This is a genomic window from Fructobacillus cardui (genome assembly GCF_963580785.1).
In the GTDB taxonomy this organism is placed as follows: Bacteria; Bacillota; Bacilli; order Lactobacillales; family Lactobacillaceae; genus Fructobacillus; species Fructobacillus cardui.
On sequence record NZ_CAUZLS010000007.1, the window covers coordinates 85,121 to 101,785 of the forward strand.

15 protein-coding genes are annotated in these 16,665 nt (G+C 43.5%); 13 read left to right on the plus strand and 2 right to left on the minus strand.

The window, feature by feature from the left end; translation table 11 throughout:
- Positions 1-10 precede the first annotated feature (10 nt).
- Genes pxpB through AABI20_RS06815 form a run of 3 tightly spaced genes read left to right on the plus strand, consistent with a single transcriptional unit; the run spans position 11 to position 2,918 of the window.
- The gene (pxpB, locus tag AABI20_RS06805) at positions 11-730 is read left to right on the plus strand and encodes a 5-oxoprolinase subunit PxpB (RefSeq protein WP_338347226.1); all 720 of its coding nucleotides are present in this window, start codon (positions 11-13) and stop codon (positions 728-730) included.
- Positions 723-1,730, plus strand: a complete 1,008-nt coding sequence (locus AABI20_RS06810) for a 5-oxoprolinase subunit C family protein (protein WP_338347228.1) — start codon at positions 723-725, stop codon at positions 1,728-1,730. Before pxpB ends, AABI20_RS06810 begins: the two co-directional genes overlap by 8 nt.
- A 12-nt stretch (positions 1,731-1,742) precedes the next feature.
- On the plus strand, positions 1,743-2,918 hold the full coding sequence (locus tag AABI20_RS06815) for a pyridoxal phosphate-dependent aminotransferase (protein ID WP_338347230.1): 1,176 nt from the start codon (positions 1,743-1,745) through the stop codon (positions 2,916-2,918).
- A 52-nt stretch (positions 2,919-2,970) separates the two neighbouring features.
- Here AABI20_RS06815 and AABI20_RS06820 read toward each other — a convergent pair whose 3' ends face one another.
- A complete protein-coding gene (locus tag AABI20_RS06820) occupies positions 2,971-3,723 on the minus strand; it encodes a DUF1003 domain-containing protein (protein WP_338347232.1) in 753 nt (250 codons plus the stop codon).
- Positions 3,724-3,959: 236 nt separating this feature from the next.
- Between AABI20_RS06820 and AABI20_RS06825 the strand changes: the two genes are divergently transcribed.
- The 7 genes from AABI20_RS06825 (at position 3,960) to AABI20_RS06855 (ending at position 11,562) form a co-directional block, all read left to right on the plus strand.
- On the plus strand, positions 3,960-5,987 hold the full coding sequence (locus AABI20_RS06825) for a glycosyltransferase family protein (RefSeq protein ID WP_338347234.1): 2,028 nt from the start codon (positions 3,960-3,962) through the stop codon (positions 5,985-5,987).
- 191 nt (positions 5,988-6,178) lie between these two features.
- Complete coding sequence (locus AABI20_RS06830) at positions 6,179-6,691, plus strand: GNAT family N-acetyltransferase (protein WP_338347236.1); 513 nt, start codon at positions 6,179-6,181, stop codon at positions 6,689-6,691.
- Between the two features lie 351 nt (positions 6,692-7,042).
- The gene (locus tag AABI20_RS06835) at positions 7,043-7,786 is read left to right on the plus strand and encodes a metal ABC transporter ATP-binding protein (RefSeq protein ID WP_338347238.1); all 744 of its coding nucleotides are present in this window, start codon (positions 7,043-7,045) and stop codon (positions 7,784-7,786) included.
- Complete coding sequence (locus AABI20_RS06840; protein ID WP_338347240.1) at positions 7,779-8,627, plus strand: metal ABC transporter permease; 849 nt, start codon at positions 7,779-7,781, stop codon at positions 8,625-8,627. The genes AABI20_RS06835 and AABI20_RS06840 overlap by 8 nt, the downstream gene beginning before the upstream one ends.
- Before the next feature lie 67 nt (positions 8,628-8,694).
- A complete protein-coding gene (locus tag AABI20_RS06845) occupies positions 8,695-9,633 on the plus strand; it encodes a metal ABC transporter substrate-binding protein (RefSeq protein ID WP_338347261.1) in 939 nt (312 codons plus the stop codon).
- Positions 9,634-9,827: 194 nt separating this feature from the next.
- The gene (locus AABI20_RS06850; RefSeq protein WP_338347242.1) at positions 9,828-10,736 is read left to right on the plus strand and encodes an alpha/beta hydrolase; all 909 of its coding nucleotides are present in this window, start codon (positions 9,828-9,830) and stop codon (positions 10,734-10,736) included.
- 4 nt (positions 10,737-10,740) lie between these two features.
- Complete coding sequence (locus AABI20_RS06855) at positions 10,741-11,562, plus strand: oxidoreductase (protein WP_338347244.1); 822 nt, start codon at positions 10,741-10,743, stop codon at positions 11,560-11,562.
- Between the two features lie 101 nt (positions 11,563-11,663).
- On the opposite strand, the gene AABI20_RS06860 is transcribed toward AABI20_RS06855, so the two are convergent.
- Complete coding sequence (locus AABI20_RS06860) at positions 11,664-13,214, minus strand: multicopper oxidase family protein (protein WP_338347247.1); 1,551 nt, start codon at positions 13,212-13,214, stop codon at positions 11,664-11,666.
- 116 nt (positions 13,215-13,330) lie between these two features.
- Here AABI20_RS06860 and AABI20_RS06865 point away from each other — a divergent pair, with 116 nt between their 5' ends.
- The 3 genes from AABI20_RS06865 (at position 13,331) to AABI20_RS06875 (ending at position 16,464) form a co-directional block, all read left to right on the plus strand.
- Entirely contained in the window at positions 13,331-13,492 is a 162-nt protein-coding gene (locus AABI20_RS06865; RefSeq protein ID WP_338347249.1) for a hypothetical protein, read from the plus strand.
- A gap of 122 nt (positions 13,493-13,614) precedes the next feature.
- A complete protein-coding gene (locus AABI20_RS06870; RefSeq protein WP_338347251.1) occupies positions 13,615-14,121 on the plus strand; it encodes an NUDIX hydrolase in 507 nt (168 codons plus the stop codon).
- Between the two features lie 258 nt (positions 14,122-14,379).
- The gene (locus tag AABI20_RS06875; protein WP_338347252.1) at positions 14,380-16,464 is read left to right on the plus strand and encodes a DNA topoisomerase; all 2,085 of its coding nucleotides are present in this window, start codon (positions 14,380-14,382) and stop codon (positions 16,462-16,464) included.
- Positions 16,465-16,665: the final 201 nt, after the last annotated feature.

Consider the following 16,665-nt stretch of genomic DNA (forward strand, 5'->3'; position numbering starts at 1 on the left):
AGGAGGCCGTATGGAACCCAAAATGAAAATGGCAGGCGATACCTGTATTAATTTGGAATTTCCTAACGTCATGTCTGAAGAAGTAAGTGAACGTATCTTAAGCATCGCTAGAAGGATTGAAGCGCTGCATATTCCGGGTATTTTGGACATTGTGCCGGCTTATCGTGAAGTTAGTTTTATGTTTGATCCCTTGGTCATCGACTTAGACAATTTTAAGGAAATTTTAGCTCATGAGCTGATGTTAAAGACGCAAAATCAGTCGGTTCGCACCACATCAGTTTTTGAAATTCCGGTACTCTACAACGAAAAAGTTGGCCTTGATTTAAAGGAAGTGGCTGGCATTCACGACCTATCAATTGATGAGGTGATTGACCTGCATGCCAATCGTGAGTACCGAATCTATATGCTTGGTTTTCTACCTGGCTTTTCATTCTTGGGCGGTCTTGATCTACGGTTGCACACGGCCCGCAAAGCAACACCCAGGTTAGAAATACCTGCCGGATCGATTGCCATCGGTGGCGAACAGACTGGCTATTACCCGGTGACTTCACCGGGTGGCTGGCAAATTATTGGGCAAACCCCTTTAAAGATGTTTGATTCACAGCAGCCCACGGTTATCTTTCATGCAGGCGACGCCATCAAGTTTTTACCAATCGACGAGCAAAAATTTCGCCAACTAAAAAATGTGAGTGTAAACGATTATTTTTCAAAGGAGAAGACCAATGAATAAAATGATCATGGTTGATCCCGGTATTTTAGCAACTGTCCAAGATAAAGGACGGATTGGTCACCAGGGCGAAGGTTTTTTAAACTCTGGTGCGATGGACGCCTATGCTTACGAATATGGGAATGCCCTTGTTGGTAACCATCCGAGTGAAAATAAAGCTAGTGTGGAATTTGCGATAACTGGTGGTGTGGTAGAATTCACCGCCCCAACGGTGGTGGCAATTACCGGTGCCCGAGTAGAGCCAACGTTGAATGGTGAAGAAATTATGCAAGACCGTCCCGTCTATGTTCAAAAAGGAGACATTTTGAATTTTCGCCACTTACTGGAGGGGCGATTTGCCTACCTAGCTGTCGCTGGTGGTGTCCAGGTCCCAAGCATTTTAGGTTCACAGTCCACAAGTATTTCCGTTAATTTAGGCGGTTTTCATGGTCGTCAGTTAGCCAAGGGTGATCGAATTTGTATTGCCGATTATCAACAAATCGAGCAGATTGATAGCCGGTTAACTAAAACGAAAATCGATATTCCCTCGAGTTTTCTTCAGCAAGACTGTCTTGATGTTGTCCCTGGACCAGAGCAGGAGTGGTTTGATCAAAACGAATGGCATAAATTTGTAACGACGCCCTACCAGCTTGGTCAGCATATTAACCGAATGGGTTACCGAATTGAGGGCCCGGAGCTCTCGTTTAAATCAGAAAATTTGCTGTCAGGAGCTAATTTGAACGGTGGCATCCAAGTTTCTCGTGATGGGAAATTAATTATTTTACTTGCCGATCGCGCGACTCACGGTGGCTACCCAGTGATTGCTGCTGATTTAGGCGTGTTAGCCCAGTGGCCCGTTAAAAAAGCCTTGCAGTTTCGACAAGTTTCATTGGAAGCCGCCTGGGAACAATTACGAATCCAAGCCAATGCCATCGACGAAATCTATCATGCGCGCTTGTGGCATTTAGTGACCCCCAGTCGTATGATGGCCAAAAGAATTAGAATGCTGTATCAACAGCAGTAAGAAGGAGAAAAAATGTTAGCCAATCGTGTCAATGAAATCGCCGCATCACCGACATTAGCGATGGGAAAAACCGCTAAAGAGATGCTCGCAGCTGGAGAGGATGTTGTTAACCTCAGCCAGGGGGAGCCGGATTTCCAGACGCCCGATAATATTAGTGAAGCGGCCATTCAGGCGATTAACAGTCATCAGACTGATTTTTATACGGCCACTAGTGGCTTAAATGAGTTAAAAAAGGCGATTGCCAATCGGGTAAAAGAAGATTACGATGTGACCGTTGCCGCTGATCAAATTGCCGTGACAACGGGTGCAAAATTAGCGCTGTTTACTTTAATGCAGGTTTTAATTAACCCTGGTGATTCAGTTGTGACCCCGGCACTGTTCTGGGTTAGTTATTCGGAACAGGTAAAACTGGCCGGTGGTAGCATGCAAGTGGTGCAAACAGAGGATTCTGATTTTAAGATTACGATTGAACAGTTAGAGCAATTAGATCAAACACCAAAATTGTTAATTTTAAATACACCCAATAATCCAAGTGGGGCGGTTTACACCATTGATGAACTTCAGGCAATCGTTGACTGGACGAAAGAACATGACGTCTACCTGCTGGTGGATGAAATTTATGGGAAACTCGTTTACGGCCAGACACAATTCCATTCAGTTCTCGAACTAGCGGATCTCAAGAATAGCCAAGTGATTGTGATTAATGGTGTTTCCAAGGCCTATGCCATGACCGGCTGGCGGATTGGTTGGGCTCTGGCGGATAGTGAAATTATTCAAGCAATGAATAAAATTTTGGGACATCTGACTTCAAATCCGACCGTCGCTGCTCAGTACGCTACTATCGAGGCCCTGAACGGTCCCCAAGACAGTGTGGCAAAGATGAAGGCGACATTTGAAAATCGCTTGAACTATATGTATATGGCAATGCTGAATATTCCAAATATTAGTATTCCCTTTAAACCCGAAGGCTCGTTTTATATTTTCTTTAAAGTCGACCCTGATTTTATGAAAGAACATGGTTACCAAAATACAAATGAAGTTTCCATGGCACTATTGAAGGAGCAACTCATGGCCGTACCATCTGGCGAGGGCTTTGGGATGCCCGGATACTTGCGCTTGTCTTATGCCAAATCAGAACAAGATCTGACGAAAGCAATTCAGCGCTTCAAAAGTTTTTTCACTAATTAAAAAAGAGACTCACTTAATAATCGTTAAGTGAGTCTCTTTTTGATAAGTTAACTTATAATTTTTCGTCTTTTTGTTGTTTGCGGGCCTCTGTTAGCTGGTTATTGATTGACGCCAGCATCTCCATTTGCATTTTTTGAATCTGCATATTATTCGGTTGATCTTGCTGGATGAGGTGATCAATTTTTGAGTGGAGAATTCTGATTTCTTCTTCGGATTTCAGGTTAACGTGGTAATCGTTTTTTGATTCCATTCGGTCATAAGTACTTGACCGGTTCTGGCTCATCATGATTAGGGGTGCCTGGATGGCAGCGATGATACTCAAGAAGAGGTTTAAAAGGATGAATGGAAATGGATCGAAGTGAAGGCCAAAGAGGTGAACGGAATTAATAAAAATCCAGACAATAATGATGCCAATAAAGGTAATCACAAAGGGCCATGAACCACCAAAGCGAGCAACAGCATCGGCTACTTTTTGACCAAACGTCAACGTTGTTTCCAATTGTTTTTCAACATCAATTACGCGATAACTGTCCTTGGACATTAACCGTGTCATCCGCTCGTTAATTTGCCGATTTTTGTGTGAATCCTCGCTAATCATCTTATCCATTTTTTGGAGCCGGTAACGCACAAGGTGTTCACTACAAATAAAGCTATTGTTGGCTACCTTTGGGTAGTCTTTTTGAATCAGTGTTGCGATATATGGATCCAGTTCATGGATAAAATTACCATCGATCAAATCGTATTCGCGGTGGTCAACCAGGCACCAGAGCGCATTGTTTGCCTGTACTTTTTCATTCTTTTTCATGATTCAGCCTCTCTAATATGTACTAAGTCACTAGGCGATGTCAGAACGTCGCTGTTTAATACGTGCTCATTAGTATTATCTTAACATAGTAACAATTGGGCAGTCAGAACTAAGAACTAATTTAAGAAAATTTAAAAGAACAGAATTTAAGTCTGTCAGCAGTTGACTAGCAGAAAAATGCTATAATTTAGTTAAGAACTCCGCTTTTTAAAGAGGCGAGAATTTGAGGAAAATGGATGTTTATTAAGCGTAGCTTTCAAATTGCTTTTTCTGCTTTTATCGTATTGTTACTTTTAAATCAGGCATTGAACCAGCACCTTGAAAATCTGATTGCTATTTTGCTGTTGATTCCAGCCTTGATGGCCGGCTATTCAGCAATTACGCGTCTTGCTTTTGTAAAAAAACCGGCATTTTTGCTGGCCGTTACGATGATTTGTACCGGACTCAACCTCTTATTATTGCTTTACGTTGCCCTTCATTTTCAAATCAATGATGTTTCAGACCCGTTGAACGTTCAAATTAAGGCAACCGAACTCCTCCATGGCAATCAGAATTGGCATAGTAATTTTGATGGCGGCCAGGAGTACTTTTATATCTATCCAAACCTCGTTTTCTTTACTGTTTTAATTAGTAAAGTCATGGCCTTTGCCCAGTCGATTGGTTTATCCATACAATTGGCCTTACGGTTGATGAACTTTTTTCTATTAGCGATGGTGACGGTTTTTACCTTGTTGACGAGCTGGCGCTTAAGCAAAAATATTAAGGCAATTGCCTTAACTGCCGTTATTCTGCTCTTTTACCCAGTGATGTACCTTTACCCTAATATGGTGACCTATACCGATACTTGGGCGATTGCTTGTACCACAATTGTCTTTTATTTGGTAGCTGTTGGGATCACTAGTCAGAGAAGGCTGGTAGTAGTGGGGGCCAATGTGGCCATGATGGTTGTGTATGGCTTGCTATACGCCATTAAGCCAAATATGGTCATCTTACTGCCGGCGGTGGCAGTTTTGATTTTCATGACTTTTTTCTTAAAAATGCCCGAAAAATGGCGGGTGGTAGTCATTGCTTTTTCGCTAGCTTTTGGGGTCGTCACAGCAACAGTGGCAACAAAGTCAATTGCCAACTCAAACGGCTACAGTCAAAGTGCACAGAAAAAGATTGCTTTACCGGCAACTCATTGGATTAATATGGGGTTAAACCCGCTTGGATCGAGTGGTAAGGGGGCTTATGATTTCGATGATGAAAGCCTTGATATTGAGCGCAAGCTCGAAAAGAAAACCTATCTAACTACGGACTCCATCAAGGACCGACTACAAATGCTTGGTCTTGGTGGTTGGTTCAAATTAGCCTTGGATAAGTCGCAGACTTTGCTTGGAACACCGCTCTTTGGCTTTGGCCGTTATGCCAGTGGTTATGCCAAGGCGCCAGGCTTTTATCTTCACCACCAAATGATGCTGGTAGCCTTTTTTGCCATCATTGCCACGACTACCGTCTTACTAGCGGGTGGCCAACTATTAATTAAAGTTTGGCAACCTTATGGTGACCAACCAATTACATCAGCCCAAAGAGCCTTTTCCTACCTAGTGGGGATTGCAGCCATCGGTTTGACGATCTTTCATACTTTTATTTGGGAAGTTGAACCACGCTACTTTTTGCCCATGCTCTACCCAGTAGTAACTCTGATTGGTATGGTGGGGGGCGTCCAGCGCTTACCTGCTTTACAAATTGTCCGACCAAAACCCAGCATTAATTGGACAAAGCTTTTGGTTCTGCCGGTCACGAGTATCTTTTTCTTAGGACTGACACTCTCAGCGGCCAAAAGTATGCCCGGAATTGCCTATGGCAACATGGAATACCAGATTCGTCTTGCTATTCTGCAACCAGTTAAAGCGCCAGCAGAACTACGCTTTTCTTTACCCGTACCAGAGACAGTGAATGTTTTAAAGGTCGATATCCGCCCTGAACCCGGTCAAAGTGTCTCGCTTAGTACTGGTCAGCAATTGACGCCGATCAATGGCCACTATGTCTTGGAGAAACATTTTGCGGCTAACCAGAAGGTTGAGGTTATTATCAATCGTGATGAAACCAAAGCCAAGCGACCGCTGATTTTGTACCGGCAGCCAACATTGTATAAGCAACTCTTTCATGGTTCCAGTGTGACAATCGATGGGCGACGATATTACTTGCCATACGAAATGGATATCTATGATCGGAAGCCATTTGAATTACTCGATGTGAATAATCAACCGGTGTTGCGTTAATCGTGCTTTGCATTTCGTCTATTGATGAACGAATCTTCATTCAGCCACTCCCAAAATTTCAAGGGGAGTGGTTTTTTAGATGCGTTTGACGAGAACAATCATCCATGCTATTCTAATTCTAATTAACGCTTTCAAATAAGTTTTATTATGATAAGTGGACTTATTATAATGCTAAAAACAAAGGAGAAAACATGCAATTTATCTCGCTCGACCAGACCAATCGCGATTATTGGGAAACAATTTACCATGAGGCATTTCCATCAAGTGAACGAATTGCTCTTCAAGAGTTAAAGCAAAAGGCCGCCGATCATGGTCAAATCAAAATGACGGTGCTTGTTGATGGTGAACAAAATGTTGGGATTGCTTATTTCGTGGATTTAAAGGAGAAAGCCTTTGTCCTGTATTTGGCTGTTGATCAATCAATTCGTGGACAGGGGATTGGTGGCAAAACACTATCGGCTTTCAAAGAACGCTATCCAAAGGGGATTATCCTCGAATCTGAAAGTACGCTTGAGGATGCTGATAATCAGCAGCAACGTGAAGCCCGCTATCATTTTTATTTAAAAAATGGCTTTATTGACACTAAAAAAATTGCTCACAATATGGGCAGAGACTTCCACCTGTTGACGAGCAATTTGGAATGTTCCGTTGCTGATTATTTAGGTTCGATGAAAATATTAGGGCAAAAAACCTCAGTCATTTAATTTTAATATTCGTTTGATAATCGACGCTTTTATGCTAAAAAACGGCATAAAAGCGTTTTAAATTTATAAATTAATTTAAATATATGAATTTTTTTTCTGTTTGATTGTTCTAAATAACCATGATATTCTAGAAAAGTAGTTGGGGATTATCAACTAGCTGTGTCAGCCAAGAAGCAGCCAGTTGATAGTCCATCAATTTCAAAAAATAAAAACGTAAATGTTACGACGCACTACTTCGACTGTAGATTTTAAACGCGCCTTTTTTGCGTGCGAAAAGTTTAGGCTGAAAACAGAATATTTTAAAATCAATACTCGAATATATGCTAACTAGCATTAGGAGAGCAAAAGATTATGATCAAAGTCCGCGATATGACGGTCGCCTATGATAGCGCCCCCGTCTTCACGAACCTGTCAATCCAATTTGAACCTGGAAAAATCACCGGGATTATTGGCCTCAACGGCGCTGGTAAGTCGACGATGATTAAAGGGCTTTTAGGGTTGACCAGCAAGCAGTCCGGAACGGCCACTTTGGCAGACCAACCGATTGCAAAGCAACTTAAGCGTATTGCTTACGTTGAACAACGGGCAGCGCTTGATCTGACGTTTCCAATTAACGTCTTAGATACGGTTTTAACTGGGACCTATCCAAACCTCGGTCTCTTTAAAGTCCCGGGTAAAAAAGAAGAAGAGGCCGCTTTAGCAGCCTTGACTGATGTTAAACTAGCTGAATTTAGTCAGCGACAAATCAGCGAATTATCCGGTGGTCAGCTGCAACGGGTCTTTGTGGCTCGAGCAATTGTTCAGGATGCCGATGTCATTATTTTGGATGAACCATTTGTTGGAATCGATATGAAATCAGAAGCCGACATCATGGCCATTTTGAAAAAATGGCGGGCTGCTGGCAAAACAATCATCGTTGTGAACCATGATTTGAACAAGGTCACGACTTACTTTGACGACCTCGTTATTATTAACCATGGGGTTGTGGCCCAAGGCCAGACCCAGGATGTGTTTACAAAAAAGAATATTACCACCGCTTTTAGTGGCGACCTATCAAACATTCTTTTTGATGAAGGGGAGGCCGCACATGAATAGTATTACGCTTTTTCTTGATGGTTTAACGAAGTATAACTTCTTGCAGACAGCTCTGATTACCGCCATTTTAGTCGGTGTCATGTCAGGAATTGTTGGTTCCTTTATTATTTTGCGTGGGATGTCTCTAATGGGTGATGCCATTTCGCACGCAGTACTGCCAGGGGTAGCGGTTGCCTACATGCTTGGGATTAATCTGTTAATTGGGGCCTCGATTTTTGGTCTGTTGGCCGCGATGTTGATTGGCTTTGTGACGATGAAGTCGAAATTAAAAAATGATACCGCCATTGGTATTGTTTTCTCTTCCTTCTTCGCACTCGGTTTTATCTTGATTTCCATGGCGGAATCAACCACTAATTTGCACCATATCCTCTTTGGAAATGTTTTGGCCGTTTCTGACCAAGATCTGATTACCACAGCAATTGTGTTGGTGGTGGTTGTCTTGTTCGTCGTGCTCTTTTACAAGGAGCTATTGATTACGTCCTTTGATAATACCTTTGCCCGGGCCTATGGTTTAAAGACACAGGTTTTACACTACGGTTTGATGCTGATTTTAACCTTAGTAACCGTGACTGCACTGCAAACAGTTGGCATTATTTTGATTGTGGCCATGTTGATTACACCGGCCGCAACCGCTTACCTATTAACAAATAAGATGTCCTCCATGATCATGATTGCAGCGACCTTTTCGGTTTTTGCATCGGTCATTGGACTTTACTTCAGCTTTACTTTTAACTGGGCTTCCGGTCCAGCGATTGTATTAACTGCCGCAGTGTTCTTCTTATTGGCCTTTCTCTTTTCGCCAAAGCAGGGCATTTTAATTAAAAAACGAGCAGCGAACTAAAATTTGTAGCGAAAGAAGATGATAAAAGCGTCATAAACGCATTTAGAATTGAGGAAAATTGAATATGATTAAGCGATTAACGATTATTGGGCTGGCCGCACTGGCGTTGCTAGCGGGTGTCTTTTACTTTGTCAATGAAAGTCAGACGGGTAAAACTAGTCGAAGCGGTAAGTTACAGGTGGTGGCAACGAACTCGATTATTGGTAACATGGTTGAAGAGGTTGCCGGCAACAAAGTCAAGTTGCATACGATTGTTCCCCGCGGAACTGATCCCCATGAGTACGAACCACGGCCACAAGACGTGAAGGCAACACAGGAAGCCGATGTTTTGTTCCACAATGGTTTGAACCTGGAAAATGGTGGCTCTGGTTGGTTTAAGAAGATGTACCAAAATGCGGGTAAGAAGGCCAACGAACAAGTCTTTGCTGTTTCAGATGGGGTTGCCGCTAAGCATTTGACGGATGCCGGTAAAGAAAACGAAATGGATCCCCATGCTTGGTTAGATATCCAAAACGGGATTAAGTATGTGCAAAACATTGAAAAGGTTTTGATTGAAAAGGATCCAAAGAATAAGAGTACTTACCAAAAGAACGCTGCTGCGTACATTGAAAAGTTAACGAAGTTAGACCAGAGCGCCAAGACGAAGTTTAACAATATCCTAGCTGATAAGAAACTTTTGGTGACTTCCGAAGGTGCCTTTAAGTACTTCTCGGCAGCCTATGGCATCACACCAGCCTTTATTTGGGAAATTAACACCGAGTCACAAGGAACACCAGAACAGATGAAGACTGTTTTGGAAAAGATTCGTGCAACCAAGGTACCCGTTCTCTTTGTTGAAAGTTCTGTATCACCAAAGTCAATGGACAAGGTTTCTAAGGAAACTGGTTTGCCAATTTACGCCAAAATTTATACCGATTCATTAGCCAAGGAAGGCAAGCCCGGCGATACTTACTATGGCATGATGAAGTGGAACTTGGACAAGATTTCAGCAGGTCTGTCAAAGTAAAATCAGTGGCTTGACGTTAAATTTGAGTTAAAGTAGCTAGCTTATTAGATAATAAATTAAATTTGATCCTCGACGTCCTGTCGGGGATTTTTATTTGAGTCATCCTTCGTTTAACCGCTATAATAGGACTATATTCTGCGATGTTTCTGATTGCCCGAGTGGTGGCAATGTGTTTTGCGACTGGAGAAATTTAAATGGCTGAAAAAAGACAAGTAAGCATGACCGGACGTCTGACGAAGTACATTTTGCAAGCTCTCCATGTTCTGCCTGATTTAACAAGCGAGAGGGCCTATCAACGAGCGGCTATCGCTAGCCAAAAGCCTTATCGCTTGTCTTTTTTGTATCGGTTACTGTTTGGGGCGACAGAATATAATGGGCGTAATGATGTTTTGGAAATCAGCCCGAAGTACGTAGACGACCGACAGCTGATTTTTTACCTCCACGGTGGGGGCTATTGGGACCAACCTTCAATCATGCATTACCGTTTGCTGAAAAAGTTGGCCGACCAAACACAACACCGAATTATCATGCCAATTTATCCAAAGGCGCCCCAGCACCAGGCACAAGAAACCATTCAATGGACCAAGGATGCTTTCCTGGAAACACTGGAAAAGGAACAAATTGGTGCCAATCAAATTGTGTTAATGGGTGATTCGGCCGGTGCCGGCCTGGCGCTGTCACTTTTACAGCAACTACGCGATGCAAAACTTGCCTTACCAAAGCAGCTGATTTTGATTTCACCGTGGTTTGATATCAGCGATACTAACCACGAAATGAGGGCAGTGCAACCTTTCGACCCGATGTTAGAAATCGCTGTTTTAGATCTTATGGCTGCCGGCTACCAGGGTGGACTTGATTTGGACGATCCATTGATTAGCCCACTCTATGCTGATTTTGCCAATATGCCGGCTATTAACGTGATTACGGGAACCTATGATGTCTTGCATCCTGATGCCGTGAAGTTTCAGGAAATTGCTGACGATGAAGGCTGGGACGTGCACACGACCATTTACCCAGAAATGTACCATGATTTTCCCGAAATTCCGATTCCAGAGGGAAAGGCTGCTATCAGGCAGATGACCCAACTAATTAAAGAAAGATAAATGAATGCCCAAAGTAATTCTTGTCACCGGCGCCACTAGCGGCATCGGTTATCAAACTAGCCAATTATTAGCAGAACAAGGGCACATCGTTTATGGTGCTGGCCGTCGAGTCGAGAAACTCGCTGCCCTAGAAAAAGTGGGGGTCCATCCCCTTAAACTCGATTTAACTGATGAAAAATCCTGCCAACAAGCAGTCGCAACCATCTTAGCCGACCAAGGCCACATTGACGTGCTAATTAACAATGCGGGCTACGGTTCCTATGGTGCCGTTGAAGATGTGGCTCTCGAGGAGGCCAAACGTCAGTTCGATGTTAATTTATTTGGTTTAGCCCAGTTAATCAAATTAGCTTTGCCAACAATGCGCCAGCAACAGTTCGGACGGATTATCAATGTTTCGTCAATGGCTGGACGAATGGCCAGCTACTTTGGAGCATGGTACCATGCCACCAAGTTTGCTTTAGAGGGCTTTAGTGACTCATTACGAATGGAACTCAAACCATTTGGAATTGACGTTGTCTTAGTTGAACCCGGTTTGATTAAAACGGATTGGGGTCTGATTGCCGCCGACCATCTGGCCTCTTCATCGATCGGTGGTCCATATGAAGTAGCTGCTCGCCAAACAGCCAATGGCATGAAACAGCAGTATCAAGGGCAGTTACTATCACAGCCAACCCTAATTGCGAAGACCTTGGTGAAGATTGTTAACCAAAAGAAGCCTCGGGCTCGTTATTTGCTTGGTTTTGCAGCCAAACCGTTGGTCTTTTTGCGCATCATCTTGCCGGCACGATGGTTTGATGCGTTGATGCGCCGCGTTGTGAAAGGCTAAATCAGGACTGATTGAATCAACGAATGACTTTCAATATACTATAAAAAGGCCTCAGCGTACATACACGCTGAGGCCCTTTATGCATTATGATAGGGCAACTTTTAACACATATCCATGCCCATCTTTTTGTATGAATCCAGGCTTTTAATCTGTAAATCTTCGACGGTGCAACCGCGCTCTTCTGCCAGGGCGTTCATTAAAGTATCCATGGCCATTAAGTCATACTTCTTTTCCGGCTCCTCTGGCGTATAAACCTGCATCTGCGCCATCATGCCACCATCCTCGTGCTCAATAATGTGACAGTGGTACATAAAGACACCGGCGAAGTTGAACTTCATCTTAATCCGAACGGTTTCCCCGGGATTCACGGCCACAGTATCCTTGTACCCGAGTTCATTTGGGTAAGGGGCTTCGCCGTTGCGGGAAACAATCTGGAAGGAGCCACCATGCATGTGGTAGGGGTGAAGCATCCCCCCGCAGCAATCGTTAGTATTCGTAATGTCCCAGTATTCGGTCTTGCCGATTTCTTGGCGGTCATCGATGCGCATCATCCCAAACTTCAAACCGTTAATGGTGATTTCCTCATCCGTTCCAGCCAAGACAACTTGATGAACTAGCGCGTTTGGATCAACGTCTGGGTAGCTGATTTCCGCTAATTTGTCTGGTAAGGTTGTTTCGTCAGCTACAAAATCCTTGATGTTAAAAATCAGAATTGGCGTATCATCCGAGTACAGCGTTACCTGGTCACCGGCCTTGTAATCACTAAAGTCAATGATAAACTCTGCTCGCTCGGCACAGGTTAACATGCACTTCGTCATCTGTACTGGCTCTGGTAGGAGGCCACCATCGGAAGCAATTTGGGTCATCACCAAACCATCTGAAAGGTGCAGGCGCCATTCCCGCCGGTTCGAACCATCCAAAAACCGTAGACGCAACTTCTGGGTTGTCACATCAAAGCTTGGGTTGACAGTCCCGTTGATGAGGGCTGTTGGTCCAGCGGTCCCATCGGGATCATAATCGGCATCATAGTTCCATTGATTGTCTTCATGAAAACGTCGGTCTTGAAGAACGATTGGCAAATCATCAACACCATAGTTGTGTGGCAAGGCCAAGCTGTCTTCGTGGTCATCTTCGACGTAGACCATTGCGGCCAAACCATGCCAGACGTCCCAACCGGTTAATGGACAAGGATGGGCATGCAACCAAGTTGTTGCGGCTGGTTGGTTGACGGTAAAGGTAATCTCTTTTTCCTCACCGGGATAAATTGGTGCGTGGCAACCACCATCAATAAAGGGACCGGGCACATCCAAGCCGTGCCAGTGGAAAGTCGTTAATTCAGGTAAACTATTCTTTAGCGTAACGTGATAGGTCTTACCGCTTCGAAAAACAATAGTTTGCCCCAATAAACTCTGGTTGTAGCCCCAGGTTTTGGTTTTAGCACCGGGTAAAATTTGTGTTTCGCCCGGTTGGGCATGGACTGTCAGCCAGACATCTGTATCCGTTTCCCGGTCGGGCTTTAAAATGCTCGGAATTGTTAGTGGTACTCGGGGTGCATCGTAAACCTCTAAAGGTACATAGCCGCCATCATGATAGTCATAAGCTGTTTCGTTAAAAAAGTAATCCTGGTAAACAGGCTTTTCTTCTGTTGACATGATACTTCCTCCTTCTATTTGTCTCTTAGTATACAAGACCCGGGTCGTTTTTTCTAACAAGTGTGCTAAGCTTAATTTAGGCGGCCAATCAGTAACCGCCAGAGAAGGAAGTAGCAATGACACGTAATCGTATTTTTCACTTTGTCATGGCCTGTGTTTGGATTTATACTTTTTATTTACTCATGCACATGCAGAATATGTTGGCTATGTATGTCATGGCCGGTGGAATGTTTGTTCAATCGCTCTATAGCATTATCTTTGATCAAAAAGGGTGCTAAACAGAAACACGTTGAACATTTGCTAAAAAGCCCAAAGAATTCTGAGTCATGTCCGCGTGCGTAATCGGTGCATGGTTGAAAATCCTGTGGGCTTTTTATTAATCACAAAGGGGAAAATCAGTATGGAACATTATCACCGTTTCTTTGGCGTCTATGCCATTCTTTATGAAGAACACCGCGGTTTAGTTGTTATTAAGAAGAATGCGGGTCCCTATTTGAACCGCTATGATTTACCAGGTGGCAGTCTTGAATCGGGTGAGCCACTTGAGCATGCACTAGTCCGCGAAGTCAAAGAGGAGACTGATTTAACGGTTAAAAAGGCCAAACAAATCGGAACGACAAGTTTTATTTACCCATGGCAGTATTTAGATTTCAATATGAACCAGCATATTGCAGTCTTTTATGAGGTTGAAAGAGTCAGTGGTGGATTAACAAAAACGCCACTGCAATTTCCCGGTCAAGATTCCCTTGGATCCTTATTTGTCCCGCTTGATTTGTTAACAGAACAAAATAGTTCACCCTTAGTATTGAAAGCAAAGGAATACCTGCTACACAACAAACATTTCGATACCGTTGATTGCCATTTTTCACAGTGGAAAGTTTTGACAAAACTTTTTTTAGGTCGTTGATAATCGATTCAACCAATGTGTCTCGTAAAGGGTCCATTACTCCTAATTACGGCATGTTCGATCATTAATCGGACAAAGTCAGCAAGAGCGTTAACCGGTTCGTACCAGTACTCATGCTATAATGTTGATTAGGAAAACAAGGGAAAATAGTCACTATTCAAGCGACTTTTGACTACAAAACAATGTAGCAACCACTACGTCGTTTTTCTCATTAGTAAAGATTTACAACGTTAGACGTAATACAAAGGAGGTTGACGCTTGACAAAGTATTTAATTATCACCGAGAAGCCAAGCGCTCGCCGTAATTTTGAAAAGGCACTGGGCGGGGCAACTGGTCACGTTGCCCACTATGATTATGAGTTAACAAACCTACGTGGCCATGTCATGACTTTAAGGGAACCGGAAGACCAAGTCCCGGCTGATTTAAAAACAAAATATAAGTCATGGAAATTAGCTGATTTGCCATGGGACTTGCAGGACCTATCTTGGAAACGAACTTACATTCGCTCCTGGAACCCCCACAGTAAAAAATCAGAAAGTACCAAGAGCTTGATTGACGACCTCAAAAGCAAGGCCAAAAATGTCGATGGACTCATCATTGCGACCGATACTGATCCGTCAGGGGAGGGCGACCTGTTAGCCTGGGAGGCCATTGATGCCATCAAGTGGCAGGGGCAAGTTTTTCGGGCCAATTTTGCAGATGAAAGTCCAAAAAGTTTGATCAAGGCACTCACTCAATTGACCGCCATTGAAAGTAAGGACCGGCACGGGGCCTATCAAAAGGGGCTAACCCGCAACAAGTGGGATTTTGCCTCGATGCAGCTAACCCGGGCGGCAACGACATTAACCAAAAAGCAGGGCTACTCACTTGTATCACGGCAAGGGCGGTTAAAATCAGCAATGCTGCTGAAAATTTACCAACAACTTCAAGCCATTAAAAACTACCAAAAGGTCCCTTATTTTGAGTATCGCTTTCGAGATGACCAGGGAAATGTTTATGCTCGAGTAGTTGATTCAAAACAGGAAGTGGTTTCTTTCCGCTATCCCAGCCCTGAGGCCCTAAAAGCCGCGGAATCCTTTGCAAAATCAGGACAGGTTCAGCAAGATTCAGTGACTAAAAAAAGTACTAAGCCACCAAAGTTGCTAGACTTGTCATCGCTCTCGGCCATTTTAGCCAAAGAGGGGTACAAGGCCAAGGAAGTCCTCGCCACCTACCAAAAACTATACGAAGTGCAAATCGTGTCTTATCCACGAACTGAAGATAAGACGATTACCCCCGAGCAATTCCAAGATATGCTGCCGTTAGTCAACCAAATTGCGCAAGTAGTGGGTGCCGACGTAAGTTTACTTACTCATAGGAATCCTCGTAAAAAACATGTCAAGGAAGAGGGTGCCCACGGGGCGAACCGGCCCGGAACAAAGGTTCCCGCAAGTCTAGCAGCACTACAATCATACGGTCCATCTGCTAAGCGGATCTATCAAACATTAGCGAAAAACTTTTTAGCGATGTTGGCCGAAGACTATCATTACCAGCAAATTAAAGGATCTATCGTTGAGTACCCTGATTTTAAAACGACCCTGAATAACCCACTTTCGTTGGGATGGAAGGCCGTCTACCAGGATCAAAATCAAGACCAAGATGAGGACGACTCCAAGCAAAAAGCCCTGGGGCAAACAGCGGACCTCTTTGTTCATGAGGGGCAGAGCCCAAAGCCAACAACGCCAACCTGGCAGTGGCTCAAGACCTTTCTGGAAAAGAATGAGATTGGCACAGGGGCCACGCGGACAAGTACCTACGGTGAACTATCGAGTGGTAAAAATGCCTATATTATTGATAAAAAGGCTAAAATTGACCTCACAACAGACGGACAGGCCGTTGCCATTCTGGCCCAAAACACTTGGTTAGCCAACCCCAAGACTACCAAGCGGGTCTTTGATATTTTTGATCAAGTTGGCAAATTTGAAATGAACGCCGACCAGGCACTGGACTCAATCGTTAAAACCGTGAATCATGACATTCCCGTGATGATGAATAACGCTAACCAGCTAGAAGCAGTCTTAGGAAAGCCGCAAGCAAAGGCCAAAAAGAGCGTTCCCAAAAAGGAAAAGGCAACCGGCATTTGGCAGGGGAGCGAGGTCTCCTTTAGCAATGAATTCTCAGGTCACCGCTTTACAGAGCAAGAAACTGCTGATTTATTAGCAGGCAAAACCATCCACTTTCAAGCTAAGAGTCGATATGGCCGACCATACGAAGTTTCTGGTAAATTAGCAAAACAGGTTTACCGCAAGCGTCAATATATTGGCTTTAAACCAGAATTTGAACCGAGAAAAAAGAAGAAATAAAGAGCAGCAAAAAGCCCCAGATTTTAGGAAGAATTAAAGTGGCAGAAATATCTTTTACTGAATAATTGAGCAATAAAGTTTTATTTTAGTAAATGGCAGATTCTATAATTAATTCGAACGATAATTGAAAAACAAAAAACCCAAAGAATTCTTTACAATGGTAGTTGCTAGACAAACCATGAGGAGAAATTCTTTGAGCTA